The following is a 26,365-nucleotide window of genomic DNA, read 5'->3' as shown; positions in this document are numbered from 1 at the left end:
GCCTCAACCGATCAGGCTCTAGGCCCGGCTCTCCAGCACGTCCAGCACGTCCTGAAGCGACATGTCGCGCGACCTGAGCAGCACCAGCAGGTGATAGATCAGGTCGGCGGCTTCGCTGGCCAGTTCGGCCTCGTCGCCGGCGGCCCCCGCCAGCGCCGTCTCGACCCCTTCCTCGCCCACCTTCTGGGCGATGCGCTTGGGCCCGGACGCCAGCAGTTTCGCGGTCCAGCTTTCGGACGGATCGGCGTCCGAACGATCACGAATGGTCTGCTCCAGCCGGGCCAGACGGCCCAGGCCCGGCGCGTCCGCGTCGCCGAAGCAGCTGACCCGGTTGAGGTGGCAGGCGTTGCCCACCGGCTCGACCCGCACCAGCACCGCGTCGCCGTCGCAGTCGGGGGTGACCGAGACCACCTTGAGCCGGTCGCCGGAGGTCTCGCCCTTGCGCCAACGCCCCCCGCGCGAGCGGGAAAAGAAGGTGGCCTCGCCGCTCTCCAGCGTCTCGTCCAGCGCCGCGCGGTCCATATAGGCCAGCATCAGCACCTGCAGGGTGGCGGCGTCCTGCACCACCGCCGCGATCAGCCCGCCGCCCTTGTCGAAATCGATATCGTCGGGGTTCATAGCCGCACCTCAATGCCGTCGCTGTCCAGGGTCCGTTTCAGGTCGGGAATGCGGATGGCGCCGGAGTGGAAAACGCTGGCGGCCAGGGCGCCGGACACGTCGGCCTCGGCGAACACCTGACGGAAATGGTCGGGCGAGCCGGCGCCGCCGGAGGCCACCAGAGGGATGGTCAGGCGCTCCCGCGCGGCCTTCAGCTGTTCCACGTCATAGCCGTTGCGCACCCCGTCCTGATCGATGCAGTTCAGCACGATCTCGCCGGCGCCCAGCGCCTGCGCCTCGATGATCCAGTCCAGGGTCAGGCGGTTGGCGCCGCGCCGGGCGTCCGGGTCGCCGGTGTATTTGTGCACCCGCCAGTCGCCGTCCTGAAACTGGCTGTCCACGCCCACCACCACGCACTGGCCGCCCAGCCGCTCGGCCATTTCGCCGATCAGTTCGGGGCGTTCCAGAGCGGGCGAATTGATGGAAACCTTGTCCGCCCCGTTGTCGAGGCAGCGGGCGGCCTGATCCACCGAGCGGATGCCGCCGGCCACGCAGAACGGGATGTCCAGCAGCCGGGCGATGTCGCGCACCCAGCCGTAGTCCAGGGTGCGCCCCTGCGGCGAGGCGGTGATGTCGTAGAACACCAGCTCGTCGGCGCCCTCGTCCCGGTAGCGCGCGGCCAGTTCGGCGGCGTCGCCCATGTCGGTGTGCCCCACAAAGCGCACGCCCTTGACCACCCGGCCGTCCTTCACGTCCAGACAGGGGATGATGCGCCGGGCGGTCATCGCACCGCCTCCAGCGCGTTGGACAGGGTGAAGCGGCCTTCGTAAAGGGCCCGGCCGATGATGGCGCCGTCGCAGCCGATGGCCTTGAGGGCGGCCAGATCCTCCAGCGAGGAGACCCCGCCGGAGGCTTGCAGCTGAAGCTCAGGGCGGCGCTGCTTGACCTCGGCCAGCAGCTCCAGATTGGGGCCCGTCAGAGCGCCGTCGCGGCCCACGTCGGTGACGAGGATGTGGTTCAGCGTCCCGGGGGCATACGCCGACAGCGCCGCCCACAGGTCCACGCCCGCACGCTGGGTCCAGCCCTTCAGGGCAGGAACCGGCACGCCATCCTCCAGCTTCACGTCCAGCGCCAGGGTGATGCGCTCGGGGCCGAAGTCGGCCAGCCATCCGGCCACGATGTCAGGCGCTGTGACGGCCAGACTGCCGATCACCACCCGGGCGACCCCGGCCTCCAGCAGCAGGCGCACGTCGTCAATGGACCGCACGCCGCCGCCGCTCTGGACCTTCACATCGACCGATCCCGCCAGATCGCCGATCAGGGCATGCTGGCGCGCGGCGCCGGCCTCGGCGCCGTCCAGATCGACCACGTGCACCCAGGCTGCCCCCTCGCCCACGAACGACACCAGCCGCGCGGCGGGGACGTCGTCATAGCGGGTGACCGCGTCGAAACGGCCGTGCATCAGCCGGACGCAGACGCCGTCCTTAAGGTCGATGGCGGGGTAAAGGATCACGCGGGCAGCTCCAGGAAATTCTTGAGGATGCGGGCGCCGGGGGCGGCGGAGCGTTCCGGGTGGAACTGGCAGCCCCAGCGGTTGCCCGCGCGCACCACGGCGGGGACCGGCCCGCCGTAGTCGGCGCGGGCCAGGGTCGCCTCGCCGTCGGGACAGAGGAAGGAATGGACGAAATAGGCGTGGTCGCCGGGCGCCACGCCCTCCAGCAGCGGATCGTCCCGGGCGATGGACAGGGCGCTCCAGCCCATGTGCGGCACGGGCAGGGTCGGGCCGGGATCGAGCCGGGCGACGACGCCGGGGATGAAGCCCAGCAGGTCGGCGCCCGCGCCCTCGTCGCTCCGCTCGAACAGCAACTGCTGGCCCAGACACACGCCCAGCAACGGGCGATCGAAGGCGCGGATCACCGGCGTCAGACCCAGGGCGTCCAGCCGGCCCATGGCATAGGCGGCGGCGCCCACGCCGGGCAGGATCACCCGCTCGGCCTCTGCGATCTGGACCGGGTCGGACGTCACGCGCGCGTCGGCGCCCAGCCGCTCCAGCGCGAACTGGACCGAGGCCGTGTTGCCCGCGCCATAGGCGATGATGGCGACGGTCACAGCACCCCCTTGGTGGACGGCACCGCATCGCCTTCCACGCGGATGGCCTGTCGGAGCGCGCGGCCCAGAGCCTTGAAGCAGGCCTCGGTCATGTGGTGGTCGTCCTCGCCCGTCACCGAGACGTGGATCGCGGCGCCCAGGTGCTCGGCCAAGGAGCGGAAGACGTGCTCGGTCAGGTCGGTGCGGTATTCGCCGATGAAGGGGGTGGTGAACGCGGCCTCGAACACGCTGTAGGGACGGCCCGACAGATCGATGGAGACCTTCGCTTCCGCCTCGTCCATGGGCAGGACGAAGCCGTAGCGGCCGATGCCGCGTCGCTCGCCCAGCGCCTGTTTCAGGGCCTGGCCCAGGGCGATGGCGGAGTCCTCGATGGTGTGGTGCGGGTCGATGTGCAGATCACCCGCGCACGACAGGCGGATGGAGAAGCCGCCGTGGGCCGCCACCTGCTCGATCATGTGATCGAAGAAGCCGACGCCGGTCTCGATGGCGACCGGCGCGGCGGCGTCCAGATCGACGGCGCAGACGATGCGCGTCTCCTTCGTGTCGCGCACGGCCTCGCCGCGTCGGGCCGCACGGGCGCGGGGCGGGTTCAGGCCGAAGGCGGCCAGCAGGCGGTCATTGACCTCCGGCTTGATGGAGACCGGCAGGCGCAGCCGCTCGCCCGTCGGGGCCGAGGCGATGCCCCAGGCCTCCAGCGCGGCGCGGGTTGCGGGAATGTCTTCAGGACGGGCGATGACCACCGGACCGAAGCCGGCCTCGATCACGGTCACCCGCTCCAGCTCCCGCACCAGACGGGCGCGCTCGGCCTTCACGGCCTCGATGCGCTGGGCGGTCTCGATCATGCGCGAGGGGTCCAGCGCCTGCATGGCCAGCCGGGCCAGCGGCGCGGGCAGGGCGTAGGGCTCCAGCATCGCCGCCAGCCGGGCCAGGGTCTCGGGCGCCGCGATGGCCGCGCCGACGCGGACGCCGGCCAGCCCATAGGCCAGCGACAGGCTGCGCAGCACGACCAGATTGGGGTGCTCGGCGGTGAGGGCGGCGGCGGACTCGAACGGCGCGAACTCGATCAGTCCCTCGTCGACGACCAGCAGGGCGGGCGCGGTGCGGGCGGCCATTTCAGCCACCGCCTCGGACGACCCCAGGGCGCGCACGACCATGGCGGCGGTGTCGCCGTCGCGACCATAGATGGCGGCCAGCTGCGAATAGGGCTCGGCGTCCGGAGCCTGCACCGAGCCGCCGTCCCGGGCGGCGAGACGCCAGACCAGCTCCAGACCGTGGGTCACGCCCCGCACCGGCAGGACACGGTCGGCGGGCAGGCCGTAGATTTGCGACAGACGCGCGGCGAGGGCGTCGGCGTCTGCCGGATAGCGGTCCAGTCCGTCGCCGCCTGTGACCAGAGGCGGGAAGGGGGCGGGAAGGCTCATAGGGCGCTCCTCAGATCGGCGGCGCGGGCGTGGGCTTCCAGACCCTCCAGCCGGGCCAGACGGGCGGCCACGGGGCCAAGCACGCGGGCGCCGTCTCGGCTGACCTGCTGCACCGACATGGCGGTCATGAAGGCGCCGGTGGAGACACCCGAGAACGCCCGCGCGGCGCCGTCGGTGGGCAGCACGTGGCTGGGCCCGGCGGCGTAGTCGCCCAGGGTCTCGGCGGCGTAGGTTCCCACGAACACGGCGCCGGCCGCGGTGATGCGGTCGACCAGATCCTCCGCGTCGGCGGTCTGGATGGACAGGTGCTCGGGGCCGTAGAGGTTGGCGACCTCGGCGGCCTCGGCCGTGTCGCGCACCCGGATGACCCGGCCCTCGTTCAGGGAGGCGCGGGCGATGGTGGCGCGGGGCAGGCCGGTCAGCTGCTTGTCGATTTCCTCGAGGATGTAGTCGATGCGCCTGTCGTCGTCACAGACCAGAATGACCTGGGCGTCCGCGTCGTGTTCGGCCTGGCTGAGCAGGTCGGCGGCCGCGATGGTCGGGTTGGTCTGGCGGTCCGCGATGACCATCAGCTCGGACGGGCCGGCGGGCATGTCCAGCGCCGGGCCGCCGGGGAGGGCGGCGGCCTGTTTCTTGGCCTCGGCCACATAGGCGTTGCCGGGGCCGAACAGCTTGTCGACGCGGGGCAGGCCGCCCACGCCGAAGGTCAGGGCGGCGATGGCCTGGGCCCCGCCGACGATCCACAGCGCATCCAGCCCGGCCAGATCGGCGGCCAGGATCATCATGGGGTGCGGCTGACCCGTGGGGCCCGGCGGGGTCACGGCGGCGCGGACCGGCACGCCCGCCACGGCGGCGGGAATGGCCAGCATCAGCAGGGTCGAGAACAGGGGCGCGGTGCCGGCGGGCACATACAGCCCCGCCGCCTCGATGGGCCGCCAGACCCGGCGCGAGCGGACGCCCGGCGTGGTCTCGATCCAGTCGCTGTCGGCGGGCTTCGTCGCCTCGTGGAAGCGGCGCACGTTGTCGGCGGCGGTCTTCAGCGCGGCCTCGTCGTCCGGCGTCACGGCGGCGCGGGCCTCTGCGACCGCTTCCGGCGTGATGGCCAGACGCCGGGGCGGGGCGCGGTCCAGCTTGACGCACCAGTCGTTCAGCGCCGCCTCGCCACGCTCCTGAATGTCGTCGAAGATCTGGCGCACGGCGTCGCTGACGGCGGCGTCCGTTCGTCGTGCAGGACGGGCTAGGGCGGCGCGCCGCCCGACCTCGTCCAGGGATGACCAGTCGAGCGTGCGCATCACATCATCTTCTCGATGGGCAGGACCAGAATGGCCGAGGCGCCGGCGGCCTTGAGCTTCTCCAGCGTCTCCCAGAACACGGACTCCTGACACACGGCGTGGACGGCCACGGCGTCGTCGCGGCCCGCCAGCGGGGTGACGGTGGGCGAGCCGGCGCCGGGCAGGATGGCGGTGATCTCGGCCAAGGCCGAACGCGGCGCGTTCAGCATGACGTATTTGGCGCCCTGGGACGCCACCACGCCCGAGACCCGCTCGACGATGCTTTCCAGCAGCCCCGCCAGTTCCGGCTCGGGCGCCTGGGGCGAGCGGATCAGCACGGCCTCGGACTTCAGCACGCTCTCGCGGGCCAGCAGGCCGTTGGCCTCAAGGGTCGCGCCGGTGGACACCAGATCGCAGATGGCGTGGGCCAGCTTGAGCCGGGGCGCCACCTCGACGGCGCCGCGCATGGTGATGATGTCGGCGGTGACGCCCTGCTCGGCCAGAAAGCGGCGCAGGATATTCGGATAGGACGTGGCCACCCGCTTGCCCTGCAGCGAGGCGGGACCAGCGTAATCCAGCGTCGGCGGCACGGCCAGCTTCAGTTCGCAGCGACCGAAGCCCAGCGGCATGACGATCTCTGCATTGGGGCCGCCGTTCTTCTGCTCCTCCAGCACGTTCAGGCCCACCACGCCCAGGTCGCAGACCCCGTCCGCCACGAAGGTGGGGATGTCGTCGTCGCGCACGCGCAGCAGATCGATGGGGTGGTTCTCCACCCGGTACAGCAGGTCATTGGCGCCCTTCATGACGCGCAGGCCCGCGTCGCGGATCAGCTCGAGGGAACGGTCGGCCAGACGGCCGGACTTCTGGACCGCGATGCGCAGTCGCCCGGATGCAGTACTCATGTGACTTTACCTTAGTGTCGGGGGCGCTTGATGCGGTCGAGCACCAGCCGGTAGCCCTGATGGGGCATTTCCTTGAGGAAGCGGGCCACCCGCACCACGGTGGTGGGGCTGGCGTGGGCCTCCTCGGCGATCTCGCGATAGGACTTGCCGCCCGCGTCCAGCAGGCGCGCCACCTCCCACCGCTCGGCGAAGGCGCGGATTTCGGACGGGGTGCACAGGTCCGAGAGGAAGGCGTCGACCTCCTCGCGCGTGCGCAGGCTCAGGATCGCGTCGAAAAGCGCGGTCCGGGCGTCGTTGTCCGTGGGCAGGTCCTGGTAGGCCATGCGCGTTCCACTACGCTGTTACAGTGGTACGCGCAAGCCCCTTACCGGCGCGCCTGAACGGCTACACCGGGAAAGTCGCTGAAGACGCCGTCCACGCCTGAGTCATAGAGCGCGCGAGCCCAGGCGTGCAGATCGCCATGGGCGGTCGGGTCGTCGCCGCGCTGATAAGCCGGCGGCAGGAAGTGGTTCTCGGCGCGCAGGGTCCAGACGTGAACCTGAAGGCCCGCCGCATGGGCGTTTTCCACGACGCCGGTGGGCGTTCCGCTGTCGTGGGCGATGACCAGCCCGCTCTCCAGCCCGAGGATGTCGGCATAGGCGGCGATTTCGGCCAGGCCCTCGGGGCTGAGCATCGCGGCGGGCGTCAGGTCGGGACGGTCCCAGGGGCCCGAACCGGCGGCGATCAGCTGCACCAGCGGCGCGTCGATGCGGGCGTTGAGGCGGCGCAGGGGCTCCACCTCGAAGCACTGGACCACCAGCGGGGCGTCCGGCCCCGCCCAGCCCTCGGCCTCCAGCACGGCGACAAAGGCGTCCTCCATGGGCAGGCCGATGGCGGCGAAATACGCCGGGTGCTTCAGCTCGGGGATCACGCCGATGGGGCGGCCGGTGCGGGCGGCGGCCTCGCGGGCGATGGCGATGACCTCGGCGAAAGTCAGGATCGGCTCGGCGCCGTCGAAGGCGACGTTGGCGGGGCGCACCGCAGGCAGGCGCTCGCGGGCGCGCAGCGTCTTCAGTTCGGCGAGGGTGAAGTCCTCGGTGAACCAGCCCGTGATCTCGACCCCGTCGATGGTCTTCGTGGCGCGGCGGTCAGCGAATTCGGCGCGGTCGGCCACGTCGGTGGTCCCGCCGATCTCGTTCTCGTGGCGGGCGACCAGATGGCCGTCGCGGGTCATGACCAGATCGGGCTCGATGAAGTCGGCGCCCTGTTCGATGGCCAGTTCATAGGCCGCGCGGGTGTGCTCGGGCCGCTCGCCCGACGCGCCGCGATGGGCGATGACGAGGGGTTCGGGGAAGGATTGCGACAGGGCCGGGCCTCCGGCGATCACGAGGGCGGCGATCAGGATGAAGCGGATCATGCCCCGAGGCTAGACCCCGTTCGTGACGGGCCTGTCTCAGGCGGTCAGGCGTCCTGCAGGATCTTGCGCAGCTGGCCGTGGATCTCGCCGTTTGCGGCGACGATCTGCTTGCCGGAGCGAGGATCGGTGTCGTTGTCCACGGCGGTGACCGTCCCGCCCGCCTCGGTGACCAGCAGCATGCCCACGGCCACGTCCCAGGGCTCAAGACCCCGTTCCCAGAAACCGTCGTAGCGGCCCGTGGCGACCCAGGCCAGGTCGAGGGTGGCGGCGCCCAGGCGGCGGATGCCGGCGGTGCGCTGGCCCACAGCGTGGATGTCCTTGATGGACTGGCCGTGGCCGGTCTTGCCGAGGAACGGCAGGCCGGTGGAGAACAGGCAGGTGCTCAGGTCCTTGCGGCCTGAGACGCGGATGCGCTTGTCATTGAGATAGGCGCCCTTGCCCTTTTCGGCCCAGAACAGGTCGTTCATCACCGGATTGTAGGTGACGCCTGCGACGATCTCGGCAGAGCCGTCCGGCGCCTTGCGTTCAAGGCCGACGCTGATGGCGAAGTGGGGGATGGCGTGGGTGAAGTTGGTGGTGCCGTCTATGGGGTCGACGATCCAGGTGTGGGTCTTGTCGGTGCCCTCGATGAGGCCGCCTTCCTCGCCGAGAAAGCCGTAGCCCGGGCGCGCCTTGTTCAGCAGCTCGCGCAGGGTCTGCTCGGCCTTGGTGTCGGCGGCGGTGACGAAGTCTGCGGGGCCCTTGCGGGAGACCTGCAACTCGGCCACCTCGCCGAAGTCGCGCAGCATGGGCCGTCCGGTCTTGCGGACCGCGTCGATGATGACCGAGACGAGGGCGGAAGCGAGAGCCATTCGATCAGTCGGCCCGGCGGACGTATTCGCCGGTGGTGGTGTCCACCACGATGCGCTCGCCGGCGGACATGTAGGGCGGGATCATGATGCGCACGCCATTGTTGGCCAAGGCGGGCTTGTAGGAGGACGAGGCGGTCTGGCCCTTCACGGTGGGCTCGGTTTCGGCCACTTCCAGCACCACCTGATCCGGCAGCGACAGGCCGATGGGGCGCTCCTCGTGGGATTCGATGACCACCTTCATGCCTTCCTGCAGATAGGCGATGCGGTCTTCGCCCACCCAGTCCTTCTGCAGTTCGATCTGCTCGTAGTTCTCGTCGTCCATGAAGACCAGCGAGTCGCCGTTGTCGAACAGATAGGAGTAGTCGCGCTGTTCCAGCGTGACGCGCTCGACCTTGTCCTCGGAGCGGAAGCGTTCGTTCAGCTTGTTGCCGGTCTCGAGATTCTTGGCCTCGACGTTGGCGAAGGCGCCGCCCTTGCCCGGCTTGACGTGGCTGGCCTTGGTCACGACCCACAGGCCGCCGTTCACTTGCAGGACCATGCCGGGCTTGATGGTGTTGCCGTTGATCTTCATCGAATGTCGCTGGGTTCGGGGTGGCGCGCGGGCGCGAAATTTGGACGCGACCCCTACAGGGACGGCGGTCAAAGGGCAAGCGGCGCGCATCGGCGCCGATCTCAATCACCCGCCAGCAATCCCCACCGCACCGCATGGGCCTTCTTCCCGAGCGCCACCGCCAGCGGCGGGCAGGCGAACAGGCCTGAGAAGGCGGGGTCGCGCACGTTCAGTCCGCCGGCGTAGGCGCCGAAGGCAGGCAGGATCAGGCGCTGGCCGTCGGTGACGAAGCAACGCCGCCGCACCGACCCGGCCGTCCCCTTCACCCGTGCGCAGGGGTGCAGGTGCCCCGCCGCCTCGCCGGGCGTGGGGTCGGGGCTGGGCTCGTGGCGCAGGACCAGTTTCGACAGGCCGATCTCCACCGCCGTCTCGCCCGCCAGATCGCCGGATGACGATTTTGGGCCGTCCGGATCGTGGTTGCCGGTGATCCACAGCAGGGTGGTGCGGCGGGCCAGCCCGGCGATGCGCTCGCGGTCGTCGGGCGCGATGCGGGTGGTCGCCGACCCGTCATGCAGGGTGTCGCCCAGCAGCACGGTCACGCGCGGGTCCAGCGCCTCGATCTCGGCCTGCAGCCGGTCCAGGGTCTCGCGGGTGTCGTAGGGCGGCAGCATCTGGCCGCGCGCGGCGTAGGCCGAGCCCTTCTCGAGGTGCAAATCCGCAACCACCAGCGCGCGCTCGCCCTCCAGCCACAGGGCGCCGGAGGGTCGCATGCCCACCTCGGCGTCATTGACCGCCATGACCGCCGAGCCGCACGACCGCTGCTGAACCCGCCACGCCGTCACGCCATGGCCTCCTCGATCAGGGCGGCCTGCTCCAGCATCATCTCGGCGGCCGAGGAGCCGGGCGCGCGTTCGCGGCCGATCTCCATCATTGCCGGCACGGCGAAGGGCGAGACCCGCTCCAGCCGCTGGACCCGGATGCGGCCCCGGATGCGCGACAGCAGCTCGCCCAGCCGCGCCACGTCCAGCAGGCCCCGCGCCGCGTCCGCCCGCGCGCATTGCAGCAACAGATGCTCCGGGTCATGGCGACGCAGGGTGTCGTAGATCAGGTCCGCCGAGAAAGTCACCTGACGGCTGTTTTTCTCATGGCCCGGCATGCGCCGCTCGATGAGGCCGGCGATCAGGGCGCAGTCCTTGAAGGTGCGCTTCATCATGAAGCTCTCGTCCAGCCAGGCTTCCAGATCGTCCCCCAGCATGTCCTGTTCGAACAGGGCGTCGAAATCCACTCCGTCCATGGACTTCACCGACCAGATGGCCAGCATGTAGTCATTGGCCACATAGCCGATGGGCCCCACCCCCGCCCGGTCCAGCCGCCGGGTCAGCAGCATGGCCAGGGTCGAGTGCGCGATGCGCCCCTCGAACGGATAGGCCACCATGAAGTGGCGATTGCCCCGCGCGAAGGTCTCGATCAGCAGGTCGTCGATGCCCGGCAGGCTGGAATGGTCGCGCTGGGCTTCCAGCCACTCCTGCACGTCGGCGGGCAGGACGGACCATGCGGACGGATCGCTCATCATCCGCCGCACCCGGCTGGCCAGGAAGGTGGACAGGGGGAATTTGGACATGCCCCAGCTGGGCACCTTGGGCTCCTTGTCCGCCGCGCGGGTGACGATGGCGTTGGTCCCCTCGATGCCCATGAAGCGCCAGATCTCGCCGCCGAAGACGAAGGTGTCGCCGGGCGTCATCTGTTCGAAGAACCATTCCTCGGCCTCGCCGATCTTGCGGCCCGAGCCGTGGCGGCCGGGCAGGCGCAGGGACAGGGTCTGGGCGGTGATGATGGCGCCCACATTCATGCGGTGGCGGCGCGCGGTTTCTTCATTGCGCACCCGCCACAGCCCATCCTGCCCCCGCACGATGCGGCGATAGCGGTCATAGGATTTCAGGGCGTAGCCGCCGGTGGAGACGAAATCGACCACCCGCTCCCAGTCCTCCCACGACAGCTCGGCGTAGGGCGCGGCGCGGCGCACCTCGTCGTAAAGGGCCTGAAGATCGAACGGTTCCGAACAGGCGCAGCCCATGACGTGCTGGGCCAGCACGTCCAGCGCGCCGACGCGGATCGGCTCGCCGTCCAGCGCATTCTCGGCCACCGCCTCCACCGCCGCCTGGCACTCCAGCATCTCGAAGCGGCTGGCGGGCACCAGAATGGCGCGGGAGGCCTCGTCCAGCCGGTGGTTGGCCCGGCCGATGCGCTGGACCAGACGGGAGGAGCCCTTGGGCGCCGCCAGCTGGATCACCAGATCCACCGCGCCCCAGTCGATGCCCAGGTCCAGGGTGGAGGTGCAGACCACGGCCCGCAGCTCGCCCTTGGCCATGCGGGCCTCCACCTTGCGGCGCTGTTCGGCCGACAGGCTGCCGTGGTGCAGGGCGATGGCCAGGCCGTCCTCGTTCAGCCGCCACAGCTCCTGAAAGGCGAACTCGGCCTGCCAGCGCGTATTGACGAAGATCAGGGTGGTGGTCGCCGTCTTGATGGTCTCATAGACCTCGTCCATGGCGTGCTGGGCGGTGTGGCCGGCCCAGGGCACCCGGTTCTCGGACAGCAGCACCTCCATGACCGGCGGCGCGCCGGGGCGGCCCAGCACTAGATCGTCGCCTCGGTCCGACAGCCAGCGCCGCACCGCCACGGGATCATCCACCGTCGCCGACAGGCCCACGAACCGCGCGTGGGGGGCGAACTGCCGGAGCCGCGCCAGCCCCAGCGACAGCAGGTCGCCGCGCTTGGAGCTGTGAATGGCGTGGATCTCGTCCACCACCACGCAGCGCAGGTCCTCGAAATAGCCCCGCGCACCCTCCCACGCGCAGAACAGGGCCAGCTGCTCGGGCGTGGTCAGCAGGATGTCGGGCGGGGTGATCCGCTGGCGCTGCTTGCGCGCCTGGCCCGTATCGCCGGTGCGGGACTCCACCACGATGGGCAGGTCCATCTCGCGCACCGGGGTCATCAGATTGCGCTCCACGTCCACCGCCAGCGCCTTCAGCGGCGAGATGTAGAGGGTGTGGACGCTCTTGGGCCCATTTCGGGGGCCCCGCTCGGCCAGGTCGATCAGGCTGGGCAGGAAGCCGGCCAGGGTCTTGCCGCCGCCGGTGGGCGCCACCAGAAGGACGTCAGCGTCCTCGCGCCCCTTGGCCACCATGGCCAGTTGGTGATCACGCACGCTCCAACCCCGCCCGGCGAACCAGTCGGCGAAGCGGGGCGGCAATCCTTGATCAGGCAACAGCGGCTGGGCGGACGAAATGGCGACGCTTCCTCAAGGGAGTATCCGTCATCTCTTAGCGACGTTCCCGTTACGTTTCACCTGCCTTGTGCATCCCCGTGGGCGCGCATCGCCGCAGCCAGCTCGTCGGCCATCACCGTCTTCAGCCGGTCGGGGGCCAGGATGCGGACCCGCTCGCCCCAGGTGAACAGGTGCCAGGCCAGTTCGCGCATGCCGCTGGCGGTGAAGCGCACAATGACCGAGCCGTCCGGCTGGTCCTCCAGCGTCTGGGTGGGGTGCCAGCGCCAGGCCCGGGCCTCGGCCGCGCCCTCTGCGGTCACGTGCAGGGCCACGTCCTCCACATCGTCCTGATAGATGCCGAAGGAGCGGTTGGCGAAGGCGGCCAGATCGAAGCCCGCTGGCGGACGGGCGGTCTGATCCAGAGGCTCCACCGCGCTCATGCGGTCCAGCCGGAAGGTCTGGACCTTCTGCGTGCCCAGATCTGCGGCCACCAGATAGTTGGCGCGGCCGAACATCAGGCCGCAGGGCGCGACGGTGCGGCGGCGGGCCTCGGCGCCCGGCCGGCTGTAGATGAAGCCCAGCGCCCGCTCCGCCAGCACCGCCCCCCGGATGGCCGCCAGCATGGACTCGTCCGCCGTGGGGCGGGGCCCGGCCTGCACCGCGATGGTCTCGGCCCGCACCAGCGCCTCCAGATCGGGGGCCAGCCGGTTCAGGGTGGTGGAGCGCACCGCCGACTTGATCTTGCGCTCAAGGCTTTCGAGGGCCGCGGCCCGCACCGGTTCGTCCGCCCGGCGCAGGGCCAGGGCGGCGCGGTTCAGCTCGACCAGCTCGGTGGTGGTGGGCGCCTGTTCGAAGGCGGACAGCCCGCCGCGGATGCGCCACCGCTTGGTGGGCGGGTCCGACACTTCCTCGGCGCCGGGGAACAGCATCAGCACCGCGTCGCGCAGGCGCTCGGCGGTGCGGCGGCCCACGTCCAGGTCGCGCGCCATGTCGTCCAGGGTCAGGCCCTCGGCGCTGCCAGCCATGCGGCGGGCCAGTTCGATGACCACGGCGGCCTTGTCGTGTCTCATTTCACCTACGTCCGATTTTGGCGCAACCCTGTCATAGGGTGGTTTCATCAGCAAGACGCCACACAGATTTCCGAAGGACCCCGCCATGGCCAGCCAGATCGCCGCCCGCTACGCCCCCGCCCGCATCGTCAACGACGCCCGCTATCTGATCGTGCCCTGCGAGGCCGAGGGCTGCGCCGATCTGGCGGTGATCTGGGACCGGCTGGAGGAACAGGTGGTGGACGTGATCGACGCGGCCGCCGGACGCTATACGGACGAGGACGCCCTTTGGGACGAGTTCAAGGCCGAAACCTTCCGCCCGGCCCAGCCTTCGCGCCAGTGGCGCGCGGCCGCCTGAAGCGGTCGGCGCACGGAACGCCGCGACAGTCTTGAACCGGGCTGGCAGGCCCTATATAGGCGCGTCTCTCTTGACCACGCGCCCGGCTACGGGCGTCTCCGGCGGCTGGGTAGCTCAGGTGGTTAGAGCGATGGATTCATAACCCATAGGTCGGCGGTTCGATCCCGCCCCCAGCCACCACAAGATTAAGTCTCCTCTTTACGTTTCGGCCCACATCCGGAGCAGGTTGCCGATGGTCTTGTCGGCCAGCAGGCGGGGCTCGCCCTCGGGCGTGGCCCGGCGGACGCGCTCCAGATCGAACAGGATCTCGCGCTGGTCCTGACGGCGGACCAGGGACTGGATCCAGCCCACGCAGGCCAGGCGTTCGCCCGCGGTGACCGGCGTGACCCGGTGCAGGCGGCCGGTCTGGTAGATCACCGCTGAGCCGGCGGCGGGGCGGAACTCGCGCTCTCCGTCCAGATCATCCAGCAGCAGGGCGCCGCCCTCGTAGGTTTCGGGATCGGTCAGGAACAGGGTGAAGGACAGGTCGGTGCGCAGGCGCTCGCCGTCCTCGCCGCGCATGGCGGCGTCGTCGGTGTGCAGGCCGTACTGCTGGCCGCTGGAGTAGCGCGAGAAGATCAGGTTCGACCAGCGGGCGGGGCGCACCAGCGGGTGGAACACCGGGTGCCGCTCCAACGCGTCCCGGATAAAGCGGGCGAGAGCCTGGACCGTGGCGTCGTCGCCCCGGGCCTGCAGGTTGTCCTTGACCTTGCGAGCCGCAGACCCTGCCGTGGCCTTGCCGTCCCGGAACGGGGCCTTGGCCAGCCCGCCGCGCAAACGCTCAAGGTCTTCGGCGGAGAGGACATCGGCCAGGACGATCACGGCAGGACTCCGGATGGGGACACGCCGGAGCGTTAGCGCCCCGCGGCCCCGGACGAAAGGGGCGCAACCCGGGGTCCAGCTTGAGCGTTGCTGTGATAGCATTCATTTTGAGGAGGGCATGCCCATGACCATTCGCACCAAACCCTGGCTGGCCGTGGCCGCCGCCGCAGCCCTGTCCCTGGGGGGCGTCGCCTGCACGGACGCCGAACAGGCCCAGGCCGAGCGGGATGCCGCCGAGGCGGGCGAGACCCTTGAGCAGGGCGCCGCCGAACTGGGCGAGCGGATCGAATCGGGCGCCATGGAAGCCGCGCGCGGGGTCGAGAACATGGCCGGAGACGCCGCCTCGTCTCTGGAGGAAAACCAGCGCGAAGCCGCCGCCGAGGGCCGTGAGGGCGCGGTGAACCCGGACACCGGCGAGCGGGTCGAGTAAACTTCGGTTTCGCATCCCGACGGCCAGACGGGAGCCGGTCGCCATTAAATTCCTGTAATTTGCATCCATCCGGCTGACGCGAGGGCTCCTCTTTCGAAGATCGAAGGAAGGACCGCAATGCGCGTCATCGCCGCTTTCGCCGTGATTCCGATGCTGCTGGGTCTGGCCGCTGCATCCGCCTCCGCCCAGGCGCCGGGTGCTTTTGACCCGCGCGAGCACCGCCAGCACCTGTACGGGGCGCCAACCCAGGTTCTGGTGATCGGCACGCCCCATCTTTCCGGGGCGCCGGACGATTTTGACCCCGCTGTTCTGGAGCCGATTCTGGAGAGGTTGGCGGCGTTCGGGCCCGATATCATCGCCATCGAGAACCTGTCGGGCGAGAGTGTACATGCGCTCAAGACCTACGAAGCCGTCTATCCGGAAAGCGCCGACTGGTTCGGTGGCCGGTTCCTGCGTCTGGCCGCCGTTGCGGAAGCGGAGACCGGCCTGGGGATGCCTGCCGCCGAGGCGGAGGCGCGCCGCCTGCTGGCCGCGTTGCCCGAAAACCCGACGCCCGCCCAGCGCCGCCGACTGGCGGCCGTGCTGACGGCTGCGGGTGACGCCTATTCGGCTCTGGTGCAGTGGTGGCGTTTGGACGCAGCCGAGCGCCGCGCCGGGGATGGGATTTCGGGCGAGCTCGCTGTTTTGCTTGATGAATACGAAACGCGCCGCAACGAAAGCCATATGATCGCTGTGCGTCTGGCGGTCCGTCTGGGTCTGGACCGCGTCTATCCCGTTGACGACCACCACGGCGACGACATCATGGGTGACGCCGTGATCGACGATATGCGGGTCTTCATGGAGCAGGCGGACTTCGCCGCCCATATCGCCTCGCCGGAATTCCAGTATCTGGCCGAGGCGTCCGAGCGCCTCGGAACGCCTGAAGATGCACTGGAGACCTACCGGTTTCTGAACAGCCCCGAGGCCGGGATCACAGATGTACTGGGACAGTGGGTCAGCATGATCGACCGCGCCAGCCCCAATAGCGTGGGACGGGTCCGCATCGCAGAGTGGGAAACCCGCAACCTGCGTCAGGTGGCCCATATCCGCGAAGCCGCGGCCCAGTCGCCGGGCGGGCGGGTGCTGGTGATCGTGGGCAGCGCGCACAAGCCCTGGTTTGACGCCTATCTGGGCATGATGATCGATATGACGGTGGTGGATGCGGGCGAGGTGCTGCGCTGACTTTGTGCCGGGTCACTTCGGCGTCTGAGAAGCATTTGCATCTTTGGCGCTGCGGTCTATAGGTCACGGACCTTTCCGACCGGAGCGCCCTTCCCATGTCCGACACCCGCCTGTTCCGCCCCCGCCTGTGGACCGCCGCCGGCTCCGCCCTGCTGATCGCGGGCGTCGCCGCCTGCTCCGACCAGGGCGGCGAGGCCCCGGCCCAGGCGGCCACTCCGCCCGCCAGCGCGGCGGAGGAAGGCGAGGGCGAAGGCGGCGAGGCGGGCGCGGTGAGCGCCTATGGCGCCGTTCCGGCCGAAAGCCTGCTGGCGCTGCGGCTGCAGCACCTGAAGGGCTTCTTCCTGGTGGCCCAGGCGGCCAGCCCGGTGGAGGGCGAGGCGTCCGCCGCCGCCCTGGCCGGACAGGGCATGCTGGAGGTCTATGACCCGGCCAAGGCCGACTATGACGCCGCGGGCGTGGACGAGGTCGTGCTGCGCCGGGCCGCCGAGAGCGGCTCGACCGGCGCCCTGAACGCCGCCATCACCGAGCTGGACCGCGCCGCGCGTCTGGCGGGCGGCGACGCCGGCGCCGTGGTGAGGGGCCTGCTGAACATCTCCACCGGCCTGTACGCCCTGGTGGTGACCGAGGACGGGGTCGACCCGATCGAGTGGCAGCACTCCTACGGCGCGGCCCTGGCGGCGCAGCAGGTGGCGGCGCGCGACGGTGCCCTGCGCCCGGCCCGCGACGAAATCGACGCCTTCGTGGCCAACTGGACCGACGTCACCGCCCCGGCCGATCCGGCCGAGGCCAGGGCGCCGGGCGAGCTTCAGGCCCAGGCCTCGCGCATCGAGCTGAGCCTGTCGGGGGTCTGAGGACTTCAGCTTCGGCGAAATGAGACTCCGGATGCAAAAAAACAGTGCAATGAGAGTCTCATCTTGGCGGACAAGTCATTGTATTTCCTTGTCAGCCTCCCTTTTCCAAATGGCCGGCCGATGAGACTCCCGGCGTGAAAAACAGTGCAATGAGAGTCTCATTCGGTGAGCGCCCCATCGCGTTCGGTTTCGGATCGCCAGCATTATAAGGGCGGCTGGAACAGGGGGCGGAAAACGATCGTCATTCGACCGAAATGCCTTGCCGGCCTTGGGATTGTCCACGCGAAAAGCGGGGATTTGAACGCTGGCCAGCGGGTAGAGCGCGCGCGATCAGTCGGCGGCCGGGTCGTTCTCCGTTGAACGAACTGCCACCCAGGCAGGTGGTGAGGGGTCATCAATGTCCCATGAAGAGGTGCTGACGATCCGACGATACTGATCATCGGAAATCCAGGCAGGGACGGGCTCCACAACGGCCAGGTTACAATACCTGGTTTCGATCTCCTCTTTTGAGCGTGCTGCGACGAGACCCCAGACTCCGCCCGTCTGGTAATCGTAGACGACAAGGAAATTTTTCCTGGTCGCCGCCGCTGTCTTCCTTGAGCTTGGCATCGAGCCGATCAAGGCTCTTCGGCCAGCAGGGCGTCGACGAGGGCGCGGGCCTCGGCGCTGTTCCAGTCGGCTTCGCCCGCCATCCAGGCGCGGACGCGGCCCTGACGATCCAGCAGGATGGTCTGGGGCATCTTGCCGGCGCCGGGGAAGACGAAGGGCAGGCGGAAGCTGCGGTCCGAATAGAAGGGCAGGGGCTCGTGCACCTCCAGAAAGCTGACCGCGTCGGCCACGGCCTCATCGCCCGTGTCCACATTGATCGGCAGCACCAGCATCCGGTCCTCGGGGTAGCCTTGCTGGAGCGCGGCCAGGGTCGGCATCTCGGTGCGGCAGGGCGCGCACCACATGGCCCACAGGTTGACCACCACCACCCGGCCCCGGAAATCGGCGAAGGTGACCTCTTCACCCTCGCTGTCGGTGAAGACCTGATCAGGGGCGACGGCCAGTTCGACGGGGGTCTCCAGCGCCGTCAGGCCGCCGCGCGCGTGGCGGGCCAGGTCGCTTTTCTCGGCGGAGGCGGCGCCATTCCCTTGGAAAGCGCCGCTGCGCATGGCGTATAGGGCCCCTGCGGCGCCGACGACGAGCACCGCGGCCGCGACCAGCCCGACGACCAGACGCTTCTTCCCCGAGTTTTCCGCCATGACCGACCGCCCCGAAACGACCCCCCAGGATGAGGCCAAGGGCCAAAGTCTATGGGGCGGGCGCTTCTCCGCCAAGCCCGCCGAGATCATGCAGGCCATCAATGTCTCCATCGGCGTCGACCAACGCCTGTGGCGCGAGGATCTGACGGGGTCGCGGGCCCATTGTCGCATGCTGGCGGACCAGGGGATCATCGCCGCGCCCGACGCCGAGGCGATCCTGGGCGGACTGGATGCGATCCAGGCCGAGATCGAGGCCGGGACCTTCCCGTTCCGCGACGCCTATGAAGACATCCACATGAATGTGGAGGCGCGCCTCAGTGAGCTGATCGGCGAGCCGTCGGGGCGTCTGCACACCGCCCGGTCGCGCAACGATCAGGTGGCCACCGATTTCCGCCTGTGGACCCGCGCGGCCTGCGACCGGACCATCGACCAGCTGACCGGCCTGCAACGGGCGCTGCTGGCCCGGGCCGAGGCCCATGCGGGCGACCTGATGCCCGGCTTCACCCATCTGCAGCCCGCCCAGCCGGTGACCTTCGGCCACCATTTGATGGCCTATGTGGAGATGATCGGCCGGGACGTGGGGCGCTTCACAGACGCCCGCGCCCGCCTCAACGAGAACCCGCTGGGCGCCGCGGCCCTGGCCGGATCGCCGTTCCCCATCGACCGCCATGCGACCGCGAAGGCGCTGGGCTTCGACGGGCCCATGCGCAACTCGCTGGACGCGGTGTCGGCGCGGGATTTCGCCCTTGAGGTGATCGCGGCGGCCAGCATCTGCGCCGGGCACCTGTCGCGGCTGGCCGAGGAGATCGTGATCTGGATGACGCCGCAGTTCGGCTTCGTGACCCTGCCCGACGACCTGACCACCGGCTCGTCCATCATGCCGCAGAAGCGCAACCCGGACGCCGCCGAGCTGGTGCGGGCCAAGACCGGGCGGGTCATGGGGGCCTTCATCGCTCTGTCGACGGTCATGAAGGGCCTGCCGCTGGCCTATTCCAAGGACATGCAGGAGGACAAGCCGCCGGTGTTCGAGGCGTTCGACGCCCTGGATCTGGCGGTCGGCGCCATGACCGCCATGGTCGCGGCCCTGAAGCCGGACACGGCGCGCATGGCCGAGGCGGCGGGCTATGGCTTCTCAACCGCCACGGACCTGGCCGACTGGCTGGTGCGCGAACTGAACCTGCCGTTCCGCAAGGCGCACCATGTGACCGGCGCGGCGGTGAAACAGGCCGAGGCGCTGGGCGTCGATCTGGCCGGGCTGCCGCTGGAAGAGCTGCAAAAGCTGGAGGCGGGGATCACCGCTGATGTTTACAAGGTGCTGACGCCTGAGGCTTCATGCGCCAGTCGTCAAAGCTTCGGGGGGACGGCGCCGGAACAGGTCCGGGCGCGCATCGCCGAATGGAAGGAGCGCCTGTCATGAGAACCGTGCTGATCCTCGCCGCCGCCGCGGTGGTCCTGTCGGGCTGCGGCCGCATGGGCGAACTGGAATCGCCGCACCGCGAGACCGAGCGGGCGCCGCGATCGGCCGGCGCGCCGGCCCTGCCCGAGCCGGCCACCATCAACCGCCCGTCCAGCCAGCAGGCCATCGAGGGCGGACCCAGCAACCCCATCGGCGGCACGGCGGCCGGGCGCGAGCCCCAGTAGGCCCAAGCCGCCGAGCCTGAAGGTCCTCCCCGACCGTGAACCATTTCGAGATCCGGGACGGCGTAATGCACGCCGAAGGCGTGTCGCTGGAGGCCATAGCGGCCGAGATCGGCACGCCCGCCTATGTCTATTCCGCAGCCACCCTGCGGCGGCACGCCCGGGTGTTGCGCGAGGCGCTGGACGGCCACGCCGAGACCACCGACGCCCTGATCGCCTTCGCAGTGAAGGCAAACTCGAACCTGTCGGTGCTCAAGGTGCTGGCGGGCGAGGGGCTGGGCGCGGACACGGTGTCCGAAGGCGAGATCCGCCGCGCGCTGGCGGCCGGGATCGCGCCGGAGAAGATCGTGTTCTCCGGCGTGGGCAAGACCGACACCGAATTGGCCTTCGCCATCCGGACCGGGGTGCTGGAGATCAATGTGGAGTCCGCCGCCGAGCTGGACCGGCTGATCGCCGTGGCTGCGGGGCTGGGCGCGCGGCCGGACATCGTGTTCCGGGTCAATCCCCGAGTGGGGTCAGGCGCCCACGCCAAGATCACCACCGGCGGCGCCCGCGACAAGTTCGGTGCGCCGGTGGAGGAGGTCATGGCCCTCTATGCCCGTGCGGCAGCCTCGAACCATGTGCGGCCCGTGGGTCTGGCCTGCCACATCGGCAGCCAGATCACGGAACTGAGCCCGCTGAAGGCCGCCTTCGCGGTGCTGCGCCGGATGACCCTGGACCTGCGCGCTCAGGGGTTCGAGGTGCATCGGCTGGATTTCGGCGGCGGGCTGGGCGTGCCCTATTTCGACCGGCCGGGCGAGGCGGACCCCGTGGACTACGCCGCCGTGGCGGCCGAGGCGGCAAGGGGGCTGGATGTGCAGCTGGCCTTCGAGCCGGGCCGCATGATCGCGGCCAACGCCGGGGTGCTGCTGACCCGGGTCATCCATGTGAACGAGCGGCCGGACGGGATGCGGTTCCTGGTGCTGGATTCGGCCATGAACGACCTGATGCGCCCGGCCCTGTACGACGCCTTCCACGACATCCGCCCGGTGCGGCCGCGCGAGGGGGCGGCGGGACCGTACGATGTGGTGGGGCCGGTGTGTGAGACGGGCGACACCTTCGCGAAGGACCGGGTGCTGCCGCCGCTGGAGGCCGGGGACCTGGCCGCCTTCATGACGGCCGGGGCCTATGGCGCGACCATGGCCAATGAGTACAACAGCCGCCCGCTGGTCCCCGAGGTGCTGGTGGACGGCGACCGCTGGGCCGTGGTGCGGGCGCGTCCGAGCTATGACGAGATGCTGGCGCGGGAAGCGGTGGCGGGGTGGCTCATCCCCTGAGTCTCCTCCCCCGCCATGCGGGGGGAGGGGGACCGCCGCAGGCGGTGGAGGGGGCAAGTCCAAGGGGGTGAATGGGGTCGCCCCCTCCACCCCTTCGTGGTCCCCCTCCCCCATACGCTTCGCTTTGGGGGAGGATACGGCCTACAGCCCCGGATCGATCGCGCCGGCTTCCCGCATCCGGGTCTCGCGGGCCATGCGGGCGCGGCCGGTGAGTTCGTCGGCCATGTCCTTGATTCGGTCCGAGGCGGCGGTCTTGGCGACGCCGGGAACGAGGGCGTGGAGGAAGGCGAATCCCGCCGCGCCCAGCAGGCGGAAGCCGAAGGACGACGCCGCGCCCAGGTGCTCCAGATAGGATTCCTCCACCTCACGCGGGTGGTTCAGAAACAGTCGATGGAACGGTGTCGTCATGCTGCGGCGATCCTCACCCCTACCCGTGGAACCCGATCTATCCTAAAGCCACGGCCACGATCAGGAAACAGGCCGAGGCGTAATCGGCCCCAGAAGAAAAGACCACGACCATGTCCGACGCCAAGACCTTTCGCTGGGATGACCCGCTGGATCTGGAGGGCCGTCTGACCGATGACGAGCGGATGATCCGCGACGCCGCGCGGTCCTACGCCCGCGAGGCCCTGCTGCCCCGGGTGGTCGCGGCCTTCCGGGACGAGACATTCGACCGGGCCATCATGACCGAGATGGGCGAGATGGGCTTTCTGGGCGCCATGCTGCCGGAGCAGTACGGCGGCTCCGAAGCGTCCCATGTGGCCTATGGGCTGATCGCGCGCGAGATCGAGGCGGTGGATTCGGGCTATCGCTCGGCCATGAGCGTGCAGAGCTCGCTGGCCATGTATCCCATCTATGCGTTCGGCTCGGACGAGCAGAAAGCGAAATTCCTGCCCAAGATGGCGGCGGGCGAGCTGATCGGCTGTTTCGGCCTGACCGAGGCGGACGGCGGATCGGACCCGGCCTCCATGAAGACCAAGGCCGTGGCGGTGGATGGCGGCTACCGCCTGAACGGGGCCAAATACTGGATCACCAACAGCCCCATCAGCGATCTGGCGGTGGTCTGGGCCAAGCTGGATGACGTGATCCGGGGCTTCATCGTCGAGCGCGACTTCGACGGCTTCACCACCGACAAGATCGGCGACAAGCTGTCCCTGCGCGCCTCGGTCACCGGCGACATCGGGCTGAACGACGTGTTCGTGCCCGAGGCCAACATCCTGCCGGGCGTGAAGGGCCTGCGCGGGCCGTTCAGCTGCCTGAACAAGGCGCGCTACGGCATCGCCTGGGGCGCCATGGGGGCGGCGGAGTTCTGCTTCCACGCCAGCCGCGACTATGTGGGCGAGCGCATGCTGTTCGGGCGGCCCCTGTCGTCGCGGCAATTGGTGCAGAAGAAGCTGGCGGACATGCAGACCGAGATCTTCCTGGGGCTGGAGGGCGCGCTGGCGCTGGGCCGGCTGCTGGATCAGGGGGCGTGGGTTCCCGAGGCCATCTCGATGATGAAGCGCAACAACTGCGGCAAGGCCCTGGCCGTGGCCCGCGAGGCTCGCGACATGCACGGCGGCGCCGGCATCACCGGCGAGATGCACGTGATGCGCCACGCCATGAACCTCGAGACCGTCAACACCTATGAAGGCGCCCACGACGTCCACGCCCTGATCCTGGGCAGGGCCATCACCGGGCAGGCGGCATTCTAGGGCGCTAACATCCTTGGAGCGCTAACGCTCGCGTCGCGGACGCTCGCTGCTTGAGCGCATGGTGGTGCGCTAGCGCTCGCCGCGCGGCGGCACGCTGCTTGAGCGCGGGCGGGGGCGTTAGCGGTCGGGCTGCTCAGTCTGCGTGGCTTCGGGCTCGTCGCCTTCGGCCTGGGCGCCGCTGAGTTCGGGGGAGTAGAGGCCGGTGATGAAGCCGGCGGCGACGCCTTCGGGACGGAAGCGGGGGCCGAAGCGGGCGCAGGGATCCGGATCGGCGATGGCGCGGACCTCGCGCTCCGGCGGGGCGAAGGCGTCGCCCACGGCGTCGCCGAAGGGCTCGGCCAGCTGCACCGCATCGCCCACCCGCGACAGGGACGGATTGTCCGTGCCCACGGCCTGGGCGTCACGGGACCACAGGATCGCCGCCGCCTGGCCCTGATCATTGGCGGCCAGCAGCTCGGCCTCCGCCGCCAACCCGCCAAGGGTTCCGGGCACGCGCAGGCCGATGGGGCCGGGAATGAAGAAGCCCGAGGCGGCCGAGGCGGCCGAGGCGGCGCGACCGGTCGGCCCGATCCGCGACACCACCGCCCGCACCCGGCCCGCGTCCATGGCGGGTTCCGCCAGCACGGTGAAGCGCTCGCTGACCTCGTAGCAGATCTGCCGGTCCACCTCGCGCAGCACCAGGGTCCGCTCGTAGTCGGTCAGATCATGGCCCACGCCGGGGGCGAGGATCGCGGGCTCGATGAACAGGCGGTCGATCTGCGTTGCGAGGGCGTCGTCGCGCCGCTCCTGAATGGAGGCCCAGACCGTGCCCTCGCGCACGGCGAGGCCGTCATAGCTGCTGAGCAGGCCCGAGGGCTCCACCGCAGTCGTTCCGCAGGCCGCCAGGGCCAGGGCGCCGCAAGCCGCCGTCATTCCGTGAAATCGCATCCGTCTTCACCCGGTCAGAAACCATCAGCGGCGACCGTCGCCGCGAAGCCCTAGCTACGGTTCAGGCGCGAGGTGGTTGCATGGCGGTTCGCACACCGTTGTCATCCGGGCGCGTCGGTCTATCCTCGCAGCGAGGGCATGGAGGGGTCATGACGCAATCCGAGATCGCCGAGGCGGATCCGTTCGCGGGTCTGAGAGACATGTTTCAGGGCCGTCGCGTTCTGTTGCTGGAAGACGATCCGGCCCTGGCCGAACATGTGGCCGATCGGCTGCTGAAGGCGGGGTTCACGGCCGTGGACCGGGTCGAGGCGGGCGAGCAGGCCCTGTCGCTGGCCGAGGGCGGCGGATACGACGTCATCATTCTGGACCGCATGACCGCCGGCATGGACGGGCTGGAGACGCTGAAGCGCATCCGCGCGGGCGGCGGCCCCTCGGCTGAGGCCCCGGCCCTGATGCTGACGGCGCTGGGCGGCGAACACCAGAAGGTGGAGGGCCTGCTGTCCGGGGCGGACGATTACCTGGCCAAGCCCGTTGGCGACGAGGAGCTGGTGGCCCGCATCGCGGCCCAGCTGCGCCGCGCCGCACGGGCCGCTCCGGCCGCCAACGGCGCGGACATCATCAACGGCCCGTTCCGCCTGGCGCCCGGTGCGCGGACCCTGAGTTTCGCCCTGGGGGACATGGAGTCGCGGCAGATCGAGCTGTCGCCGCTGGAGTTCGGCATCGTCTGCGAGCTGATGACCGCGCGCGGTCAGCCCGTGACCAAGACCATGCTGTGGGACCGGTGCTGGGTGGAGTGGAAATTCCTGCCCGACAATTTCGTCAACATCATCGACGCCCGTATCTCGGCGCTGCGGCGACGGCTGAAGGAGGCGACCCCGGAGCTCAGCGACGGTCTGCACCCCCTGATCGTGTCGGCGCGCAGCCAGAGCCTGATCTTCCGCGACCTGAGCGGGGTCGGGTGAGGCGGCCTTGATCCCCTCCAGACTGTTCGCGGCCCTGAGCCGGGCGACGCTCAGGCCCACGGCCACCCAGCTGACGGCCGCCATGGGGGTCCTGGCGGCGCTGGCCCTGACCGGCTCGCTGGTCGTGACCGGGCTGGCGGTCCAGACCGACCAGCGGGAGAAGGCGGCCCTGATCGCCCTGCAGGACTTCGCCGCCATGGCCGCCAAGCTGGGGGCCGACGACAGCTTTTCGACCCAGACCCTGACCGACACGGACGCGGCCTGGCTGGCCGCCTGGCTGGAGGCGGTTCAGACGCGGCCGGGCGATGCACGGTCGCTGGAGGCGGTCTGCCGCACCGGCCGCGGCGGCGCGGGCGTACGCCTGATCGAGGCGCCGGGCGTCGCGCCGGCCGGCCTTGCGGCCCTGGCGGAGGCGGAGGCGGATCCCATCGAGCGCCTGGGCGACGGGGTCCATGTGCTGAGACTGGAGCGCGGCGCCCTGTGCCCGAATCGCGCGGTGGAGGTGGCCGCCGTGCGCCAGCCCTACGGCGCCCTGACCCTGACCGTGGGCCGGGTGGTGGAGCGCAGTGGCGCGCCGTGGGGCCGGGCGGTGCTGACCATCCTCGTGACCGGCGTTCTGATCCTGGTCTTCGGACTGGGGGCCGCGAGCCTGGCCCGGCGGCGCCTGGCCATCGACATCGAGCGGTTGAGCCAGACCCTGGACCGGGCGGCGGTGGGCGATTTCGCCGAGCGCGCGCCGGAGACGGCCGCCGCGCCGGAGCTGACCGGCCTGACGCGGCGGGTGAACCAGACGCTGGACCGGCTGGAGGAGTTGATGGGCTGGCTGCGGGACGCGTCGGACCAGCTGGCCCATGATTTCCGCACGCCCCTGGCCCGGGCGTCCTCGCGGCTGGACCGGCTGGCGGAGGCGACCGACGAGGCGGAGCGGGTGCGTCTGGCCGGTCAGGCGGGCGCGGACCTGGCCCAGCTGACCCGCGCCATGAACGAGGCCCTGGCGCTGCGGGACGGCGCGTCCTGGGTGTTCGAGACGGTGCGGCTGGACGACCTGGCCGCCCAGGTGATCGAACTGTACGAGGCCGTGGCGGCCGAGCGGGAGGTCAGCATCGTGGCCGATCTGGCCTTGGTGGAGATTCCGGGCGTGCGCACCCTGCTGCAGCGGGCGGCGACCAATCTTCTGGACAATGCGGTGAAATATTCGCCGCCGGGCGGCGTCGTGCGCGTCACCGTGGCCATGGACGGCGGGGAGGCCGTGCTGCGCGTGGCGGATCAGGGGCCCGGCTTCGCCGGGTCAGCGGCCCAGACGCCTGGCGAGGGGCCGGAAAGCCATGGCATGGGCCTGCCGTTCGTGCGCGCCGTGGCGCGCCGACACCGCGGCGACCTGATCATTGATGACGCATCAACAGGGGCTGTCGTCACGGCGCGTTTCCGGGTCTAGTCTATGATCCGAAT

29 protein-coding genes and 1 tRNA gene are annotated in these 26,365 nt (G+C 70.1%); 11 read left to right on the top strand and 19 right to left on the bottom strand.

Annotated features, from left to right (window positions below):
- Positions 1–18: 18 nt before the first annotated feature.
- The 14 genes from hisIE to IWC96_RS08345 form a co-directional block, all read right to left on the bottom strand.
- Positions 19–618: a bifunctional phosphoribosyl-AMP cyclohydrolase/phosphoribosyl-ATP diphosphatase HisIE gene (gene hisIE, locus IWC96_RS08410; protein WP_021698153.1), complete on the bottom strand. Its 600-nt coding sequence runs from the start codon at positions 616–618 to the stop codon at positions 19–21.
- Positions 615–1,382, bottom strand: coding sequence for an imidazole glycerol phosphate synthase subunit HisF (hisF, locus tag IWC96_RS08405; RefSeq protein WP_196838718.1), 768 nt, complete (start codon positions 1,380–1,382; stop codon positions 615–617). The genes hisIE and hisF overlap by 4 nt, the downstream gene beginning before the upstream one ends.
- Positions 1,379–2,110: a 1-(5-phosphoribosyl)-5-[(5-phosphoribosylamino)methylideneamino]imidazole-4-carboxamide isomerase gene (gene hisA, locus IWC96_RS08400; RefSeq protein ID WP_021698155.1), complete on the bottom strand. Its 732-nt coding sequence runs from the start codon at positions 2,108–2,110 to the stop codon at positions 1,379–1,381. Before hisA ends, hisF begins: the two co-directional genes overlap by 4 nt.
- On the bottom strand, positions 2,107–2,706 hold the full coding sequence (hisH, locus tag IWC96_RS08395) for an imidazole glycerol phosphate synthase subunit HisH (protein ID WP_196838717.1): 600 nt from the start codon (positions 2,704–2,706) through the stop codon (positions 2,107–2,109). Before hisH ends, hisA begins: the two co-directional genes overlap by 4 nt.
- Positions 2,703–4,127, bottom strand: a complete 1,425-nt coding sequence (hisB, locus tag IWC96_RS08390; protein ID WP_021698157.1) for an imidazoleglycerol-phosphate dehydratase HisB — start codon at positions 4,125–4,127, stop codon at positions 2,703–2,705. The genes hisH and hisB overlap by 4 nt, the downstream gene beginning before the upstream one ends.
- A complete protein-coding gene (gene hisD / locus IWC96_RS08385; RefSeq protein WP_021698158.1) occupies positions 4,124–5,419 on the bottom strand; it encodes a histidinol dehydrogenase in 1,296 nt (431 codons plus the stop codon). The genes hisB and hisD overlap by 4 nt, the downstream gene beginning before the upstream one ends.
- The gene (hisG, locus tag IWC96_RS08380; protein WP_045319256.1) at positions 5,419–6,300 is read right to left on the bottom strand and encodes an ATP phosphoribosyltransferase; all 882 of its coding nucleotides are present in this window, start codon (positions 6,298–6,300) and stop codon (positions 5,419–5,421) included. Before hisG ends, hisD begins: the two co-directional genes overlap by 1 nt.
- An 11-nt stretch (positions 6,301–6,311) precedes the next feature.
- The gene (locus IWC96_RS08375) at positions 6,312–6,623 is read right to left on the bottom strand and encodes a YerC/YecD family TrpR-related protein (protein ID WP_196838716.1); all 312 of its coding nucleotides are present in this window, start codon (positions 6,621–6,623) and stop codon (positions 6,312–6,314) included.
- 41 nt (positions 6,624–6,664) lie between these two features.
- A complete protein-coding gene (locus IWC96_RS08370; RefSeq protein WP_021698161.1) occupies positions 6,665–7,696 on the bottom strand; it encodes a glycerophosphodiester phosphodiesterase in 1,032 nt (343 codons plus the stop codon).
- 44 nt (positions 7,697–7,740) lie between these two features.
- A complete protein-coding gene (locus tag IWC96_RS08365) occupies positions 7,741–8,547 on the bottom strand; it encodes an inositol monophosphatase family protein (protein ID WP_021698162.1) in 807 nt (268 codons plus the stop codon).
- Positions 8,548–8,551: 4 nt separating this feature from the next.
- A complete protein-coding gene (efp, locus tag IWC96_RS08360; RefSeq protein WP_021698163.1) occupies positions 8,552–9,118 on the bottom strand; it encodes an elongation factor P in 567 nt (188 codons plus the stop codon).
- Positions 9,119–9,219: 101 nt separating this feature from the next.
- Positions 9,220–9,894, bottom strand: coding sequence for a ligase-associated DNA damage response endonuclease PdeM (gene pdeM, locus IWC96_RS08355; RefSeq protein WP_196838737.1), 675 nt, complete (start codon positions 9,892–9,894; stop codon positions 9,220–9,222).
- A gap of 41 nt (positions 9,895–9,935) precedes the next feature.
- Positions 9,936–12,365, bottom strand: a complete 2,430-nt coding sequence (locus tag IWC96_RS08350) for a ligase-associated DNA damage response DEXH box helicase (protein ID WP_148291522.1) — start codon at positions 12,363–12,365, stop codon at positions 9,936–9,938.
- 74 nt (positions 12,366–12,439) lie between these two features.
- Entirely contained in the window at positions 12,440–13,432 is a 993-nt protein-coding gene (locus IWC96_RS08345) for a YafY family protein (protein WP_021698167.1), read from the bottom strand.
- Between the two features lie 85 nt (positions 13,433–13,517).
- On the opposite strand from IWC96_RS08345, the gene IWC96_RS08340 reads away from it, so the two are divergent.
- Together IWC96_RS08340 and IWC96_RS08335 are read left to right on the top strand one after the other, a co-directional pair.
- Entirely contained in the window at positions 13,518–13,769 is a 252-nt protein-coding gene (locus IWC96_RS08340) for a hypothetical protein (RefSeq protein WP_196838715.1), read from the top strand.
- Positions 13,770–13,872: 103 nt separating this feature from the next.
- A tRNA-Met gene (locus IWC96_RS08335) sits at positions 13,873–13,949 on the top strand.
- Positions 13,950–13,967: 18 nt separating this feature from the next.
- Here IWC96_RS08335 and IWC96_RS08330 read toward each other — a convergent pair.
- Positions 13,968–14,630, bottom strand: a complete 663-nt coding sequence (locus IWC96_RS08330) for a Fe2+-dependent dioxygenase (protein ID WP_021698169.1) — start codon at positions 14,628–14,630, stop codon at positions 13,968–13,970.
- Positions 14,631–14,754: 124 nt separating this feature from the next.
- Between IWC96_RS08330 and IWC96_RS08325 the strand changes: the two genes are divergently transcribed.
- The 3 genes from IWC96_RS08325 (at position 14,755) to IWC96_RS08315 (ending at position 17,132) form a co-directional block, all read left to right on the top strand.
- A complete protein-coding gene (locus IWC96_RS08325) occupies positions 14,755–15,060 on the top strand; it encodes a hypothetical protein (protein ID WP_021698170.1) in 306 nt (101 codons plus the stop codon).
- 117 nt (positions 15,061–15,177) lie between these two features.
- Positions 15,178–16,281, top strand: a complete 1,104-nt coding sequence (locus IWC96_RS08320) for a DUF5694 domain-containing protein (RefSeq protein ID WP_196838714.1) — start codon at positions 15,178–15,180, stop codon at positions 16,279–16,281.
- Between the two features lie 95 nt (positions 16,282–16,376).
- On the top strand, positions 16,377–17,132 hold the full coding sequence (locus tag IWC96_RS08315) for a hypothetical protein (RefSeq protein ID WP_196838713.1): 756 nt from the start codon (positions 16,377–16,379) through the stop codon (positions 17,130–17,132).
- A gap of 330 nt (positions 17,133–17,462) precedes the next feature.
- Here the strand turns inward: IWC96_RS08315 and IWC96_RS08310 are convergent, their stop codons facing one another.
- Positions 17,463–17,753, bottom strand: a complete 291-nt coding sequence (locus IWC96_RS08310) for a hypothetical protein (protein ID WP_148291523.1) — start codon at positions 17,751–17,753, stop codon at positions 17,463–17,465.
- Positions 17,750–18,379, bottom strand: coding sequence for a TlpA disulfide reductase family protein (locus tag IWC96_RS08305; RefSeq protein ID WP_021698175.1), 630 nt, complete (start codon positions 18,377–18,379; stop codon positions 17,750–17,752). Before IWC96_RS08305 ends, IWC96_RS08310 begins: the two co-directional genes overlap by 4 nt.
- Here IWC96_RS08305 and argH point away from each other — a divergent pair.
- From argH to lysA, 3 genes are read left to right on the top strand one after another with little or no spacing between them, the layout of a single operon-like run.
- Positions 18,378–19,796, top strand: a complete 1,419-nt coding sequence (gene argH, locus IWC96_RS08300; protein WP_021698176.1) for an argininosuccinate lyase — start codon at positions 18,378–18,380, stop codon at positions 19,794–19,796. The two genes, IWC96_RS08305 and argH, sit on opposite strands and share 2 nt — an antisense overlap.
- Entirely contained in the window at positions 19,793–20,020 is a 228-nt protein-coding gene (locus IWC96_RS08295) for a hypothetical protein (RefSeq protein WP_021698177.1), read from the top strand. The genes argH and IWC96_RS08295 overlap by 4 nt, the downstream gene beginning before the upstream one ends.
- A 35-nt stretch (positions 20,021–20,055) precedes the next feature.
- Complete coding sequence (lysA, locus tag IWC96_RS08290) at positions 20,056–21,333, top strand: diaminopimelate decarboxylase (protein WP_196838712.1); 1,278 nt, start codon at positions 20,056–20,058, stop codon at positions 21,331–21,333.
- A 141-nt stretch (positions 21,334–21,474) separates the two neighbouring features.
- Here the strand turns inward: lysA and IWC96_RS08285 are convergent, their stop codons facing one another.
- Positions 21,475–21,741: a DUF6356 family protein gene (locus tag IWC96_RS08285; RefSeq protein WP_021697522.1), complete on the bottom strand. Its 267-nt coding sequence runs from the start codon at positions 21,739–21,741 to the stop codon at positions 21,475–21,477.
- A gap of 110 nt (positions 21,742–21,851) precedes the next feature.
- Here IWC96_RS08285 and IWC96_RS08280 point away from each other — a divergent pair, with 110 nt between their 5' ends.
- Complete coding sequence (locus IWC96_RS08280; RefSeq protein WP_021697523.1) at positions 21,852–23,027, top strand: acyl-CoA dehydrogenase; 1,176 nt, start codon at positions 21,852–21,854, stop codon at positions 23,025–23,027.
- A gap of 117 nt (positions 23,028–23,144) precedes the next feature.
- Here the strand turns inward: IWC96_RS08280 and IWC96_RS08275 are convergent, their stop codons facing one another.
- Entirely contained in the window at positions 23,145–23,954 is an 810-nt protein-coding gene (locus tag IWC96_RS08275) for a DUF3313 family protein (RefSeq protein WP_021697524.1), read from the bottom strand.
- A gap of 149 nt (positions 23,955–24,103) precedes the next feature.
- On the opposite strand from IWC96_RS08275, the gene IWC96_RS08270 reads away from it, so the two are divergent.
- The gene (locus tag IWC96_RS08270; RefSeq protein WP_021697525.1) at positions 24,104–24,916 is read left to right on the top strand and encodes a response regulator transcription factor; all 813 of its coding nucleotides are present in this window, start codon (positions 24,104–24,106) and stop codon (positions 24,914–24,916) included.
- A gap of 7 nt (positions 24,917–24,923) precedes the next feature.
- A complete protein-coding gene (locus IWC96_RS16160; protein WP_021697526.1) occupies positions 24,924–26,351 on the top strand; it encodes a HAMP domain-containing sensor histidine kinase in 1,428 nt (475 codons plus the stop codon).
- The last annotated feature ends 14 nt before the right edge of the window (positions 26,352–26,365 follow it).

It is taken from the genome of Brevundimonas sp. BAL450, assembly GCF_015767455.1.
GTDB classification, from domain to species: domain Bacteria; phylum Pseudomonadota; class Alphaproteobacteria; order Caulobacterales; family Caulobacteraceae; genus Brevundimonas; species Brevundimonas abyssalis.
This window is presented reverse-complemented; position numbering and strand designations above follow the sequence as displayed.

Bases quoted from the DNA above. Each gene is read 5' to 3' on its own strand.
- IWC96_RS08325 (WP_021698170.1), top strand. From the start codon at position 14,755: ATGACCATTCGCACCAAACCCTGGCTGGCCGTGGCCGCCGCCGCAGCC.
- IWC96_RS08305 (WP_021698175.1), bottom strand. From the start codon at position 18,379: ATGGCGGAAAACTCGGGGAAGAAGCGTCTGGTCGTCGGGCTGGTCGCG.
- argH (WP_021698176.1), top strand. From the start codon at position 18,378: ATGACCGACCGCCCCGAAACGACCCCCCAGGATGAGGCCAAGGGCCAA.
- hisD (WP_021698158.1), bottom strand. From the start codon at position 5,419: ATGCGCACGCTCGACTGGTCATCCCTGGACGAGGTCGGGCGGCGCGCC.
- IWC96_RS08340 (WP_196838715.1), top strand. From the start codon at position 13,518: ATGGCCAGCCAGATCGCCGCCCGCTACGCCCCCGCCCGCATCGTCAAC.
- IWC96_RS08375 (WP_196838716.1), bottom strand. From the start codon at position 6,623: ATGGCCTACCAGGACCTGCCCACGGACAACGACGCCCGGACCGCGCTT.
- hisF (WP_196838718.1), bottom strand. From the start codon at position 1,382: ATGACCGCCCGGCGCATCATCCCCTGTCTGGACGTGAAGGACGGCCGG.
- IWC96_RS08345 (WP_021698167.1), bottom strand. From the start codon at position 13,432: ATGAGACACGACAAGGCCGCCGTGGTCATCGAACTGGCCCGCCGCATG.
- IWC96_RS08285 (WP_021697522.1), bottom strand. From the start codon at position 21,741: ATGACGACACCGTTCCATCGACTGTTTCTGAACCACCCGCGTGAGGTG.
- hisB (WP_021698157.1), bottom strand. From the start codon at position 4,127: ATGAGCCTTCCCGCCCCCTTCCCGCCTCTGGTCACAGGCGGCGACGGA.
- pdeM (WP_196838737.1), bottom strand. From the start codon at position 9,894: ATGGCGGTCAATGACGCCGAGGTGGGCATGCGACCCTCCGGCGCCCTG.
- IWC96_RS08275 (WP_021697524.1), bottom strand. From the start codon at position 23,954: ATGCGATTTCACGGAATGACGGCGGCTTGCGGCGCCCTGGCCCTGGCG.
- IWC96_RS08370 (WP_021698161.1), bottom strand. From the start codon at position 7,696: ATGATCCGCTTCATCCTGATCGCCGCCCTCGTGATCGCCGGAGGCCCG.
- IWC96_RS08295 (WP_021698177.1), top strand. From the start codon at position 19,793: ATGAGAACCGTGCTGATCCTCGCCGCCGCCGCGGTGGTCCTGTCGGGC.
- hisG (WP_045319256.1), bottom strand. From the start codon at position 6,300: ATGAGTACTGCATCCGGGCGACTGCGCATCGCGGTCCAGAAGTCCGGC.
- IWC96_RS08270 (WP_021697525.1), top strand. From the start codon at position 24,104: ATGACGCAATCCGAGATCGCCGAGGCGGATCCGTTCGCGGGTCTGAGA.
- IWC96_RS08320 (WP_196838714.1), top strand. From the start codon at position 15,178: ATGCGCGTCATCGCCGCTTTCGCCGTGATTCCGATGCTGCTGGGTCTG.
- IWC96_RS08280 (WP_021697523.1), top strand. From the start codon at position 21,852: ATGTCCGACGCCAAGACCTTTCGCTGGGATGACCCGCTGGATCTGGAG.
- hisIE (WP_021698153.1), bottom strand. From the start codon at position 618: ATGAACCCCGACGATATCGATTTCGACAAGGGCGGCGGGCTGATCGCG.
- IWC96_RS08365 (WP_021698162.1), bottom strand. From the start codon at position 8,547: ATGGCTCTCGCTTCCGCCCTCGTCTCGGTCATCATCGACGCGGTCCGC.
- efp (WP_021698163.1), bottom strand. From the start codon at position 9,118: ATGAAGATCAACGGCAACACCATCAAGCCCGGCATGGTCCTGCAAGTG.
- IWC96_RS08315 (WP_196838713.1), top strand. From the start codon at position 16,377: ATGTCCGACACCCGCCTGTTCCGCCCCCGCCTGTGGACCGCCGCCGGC.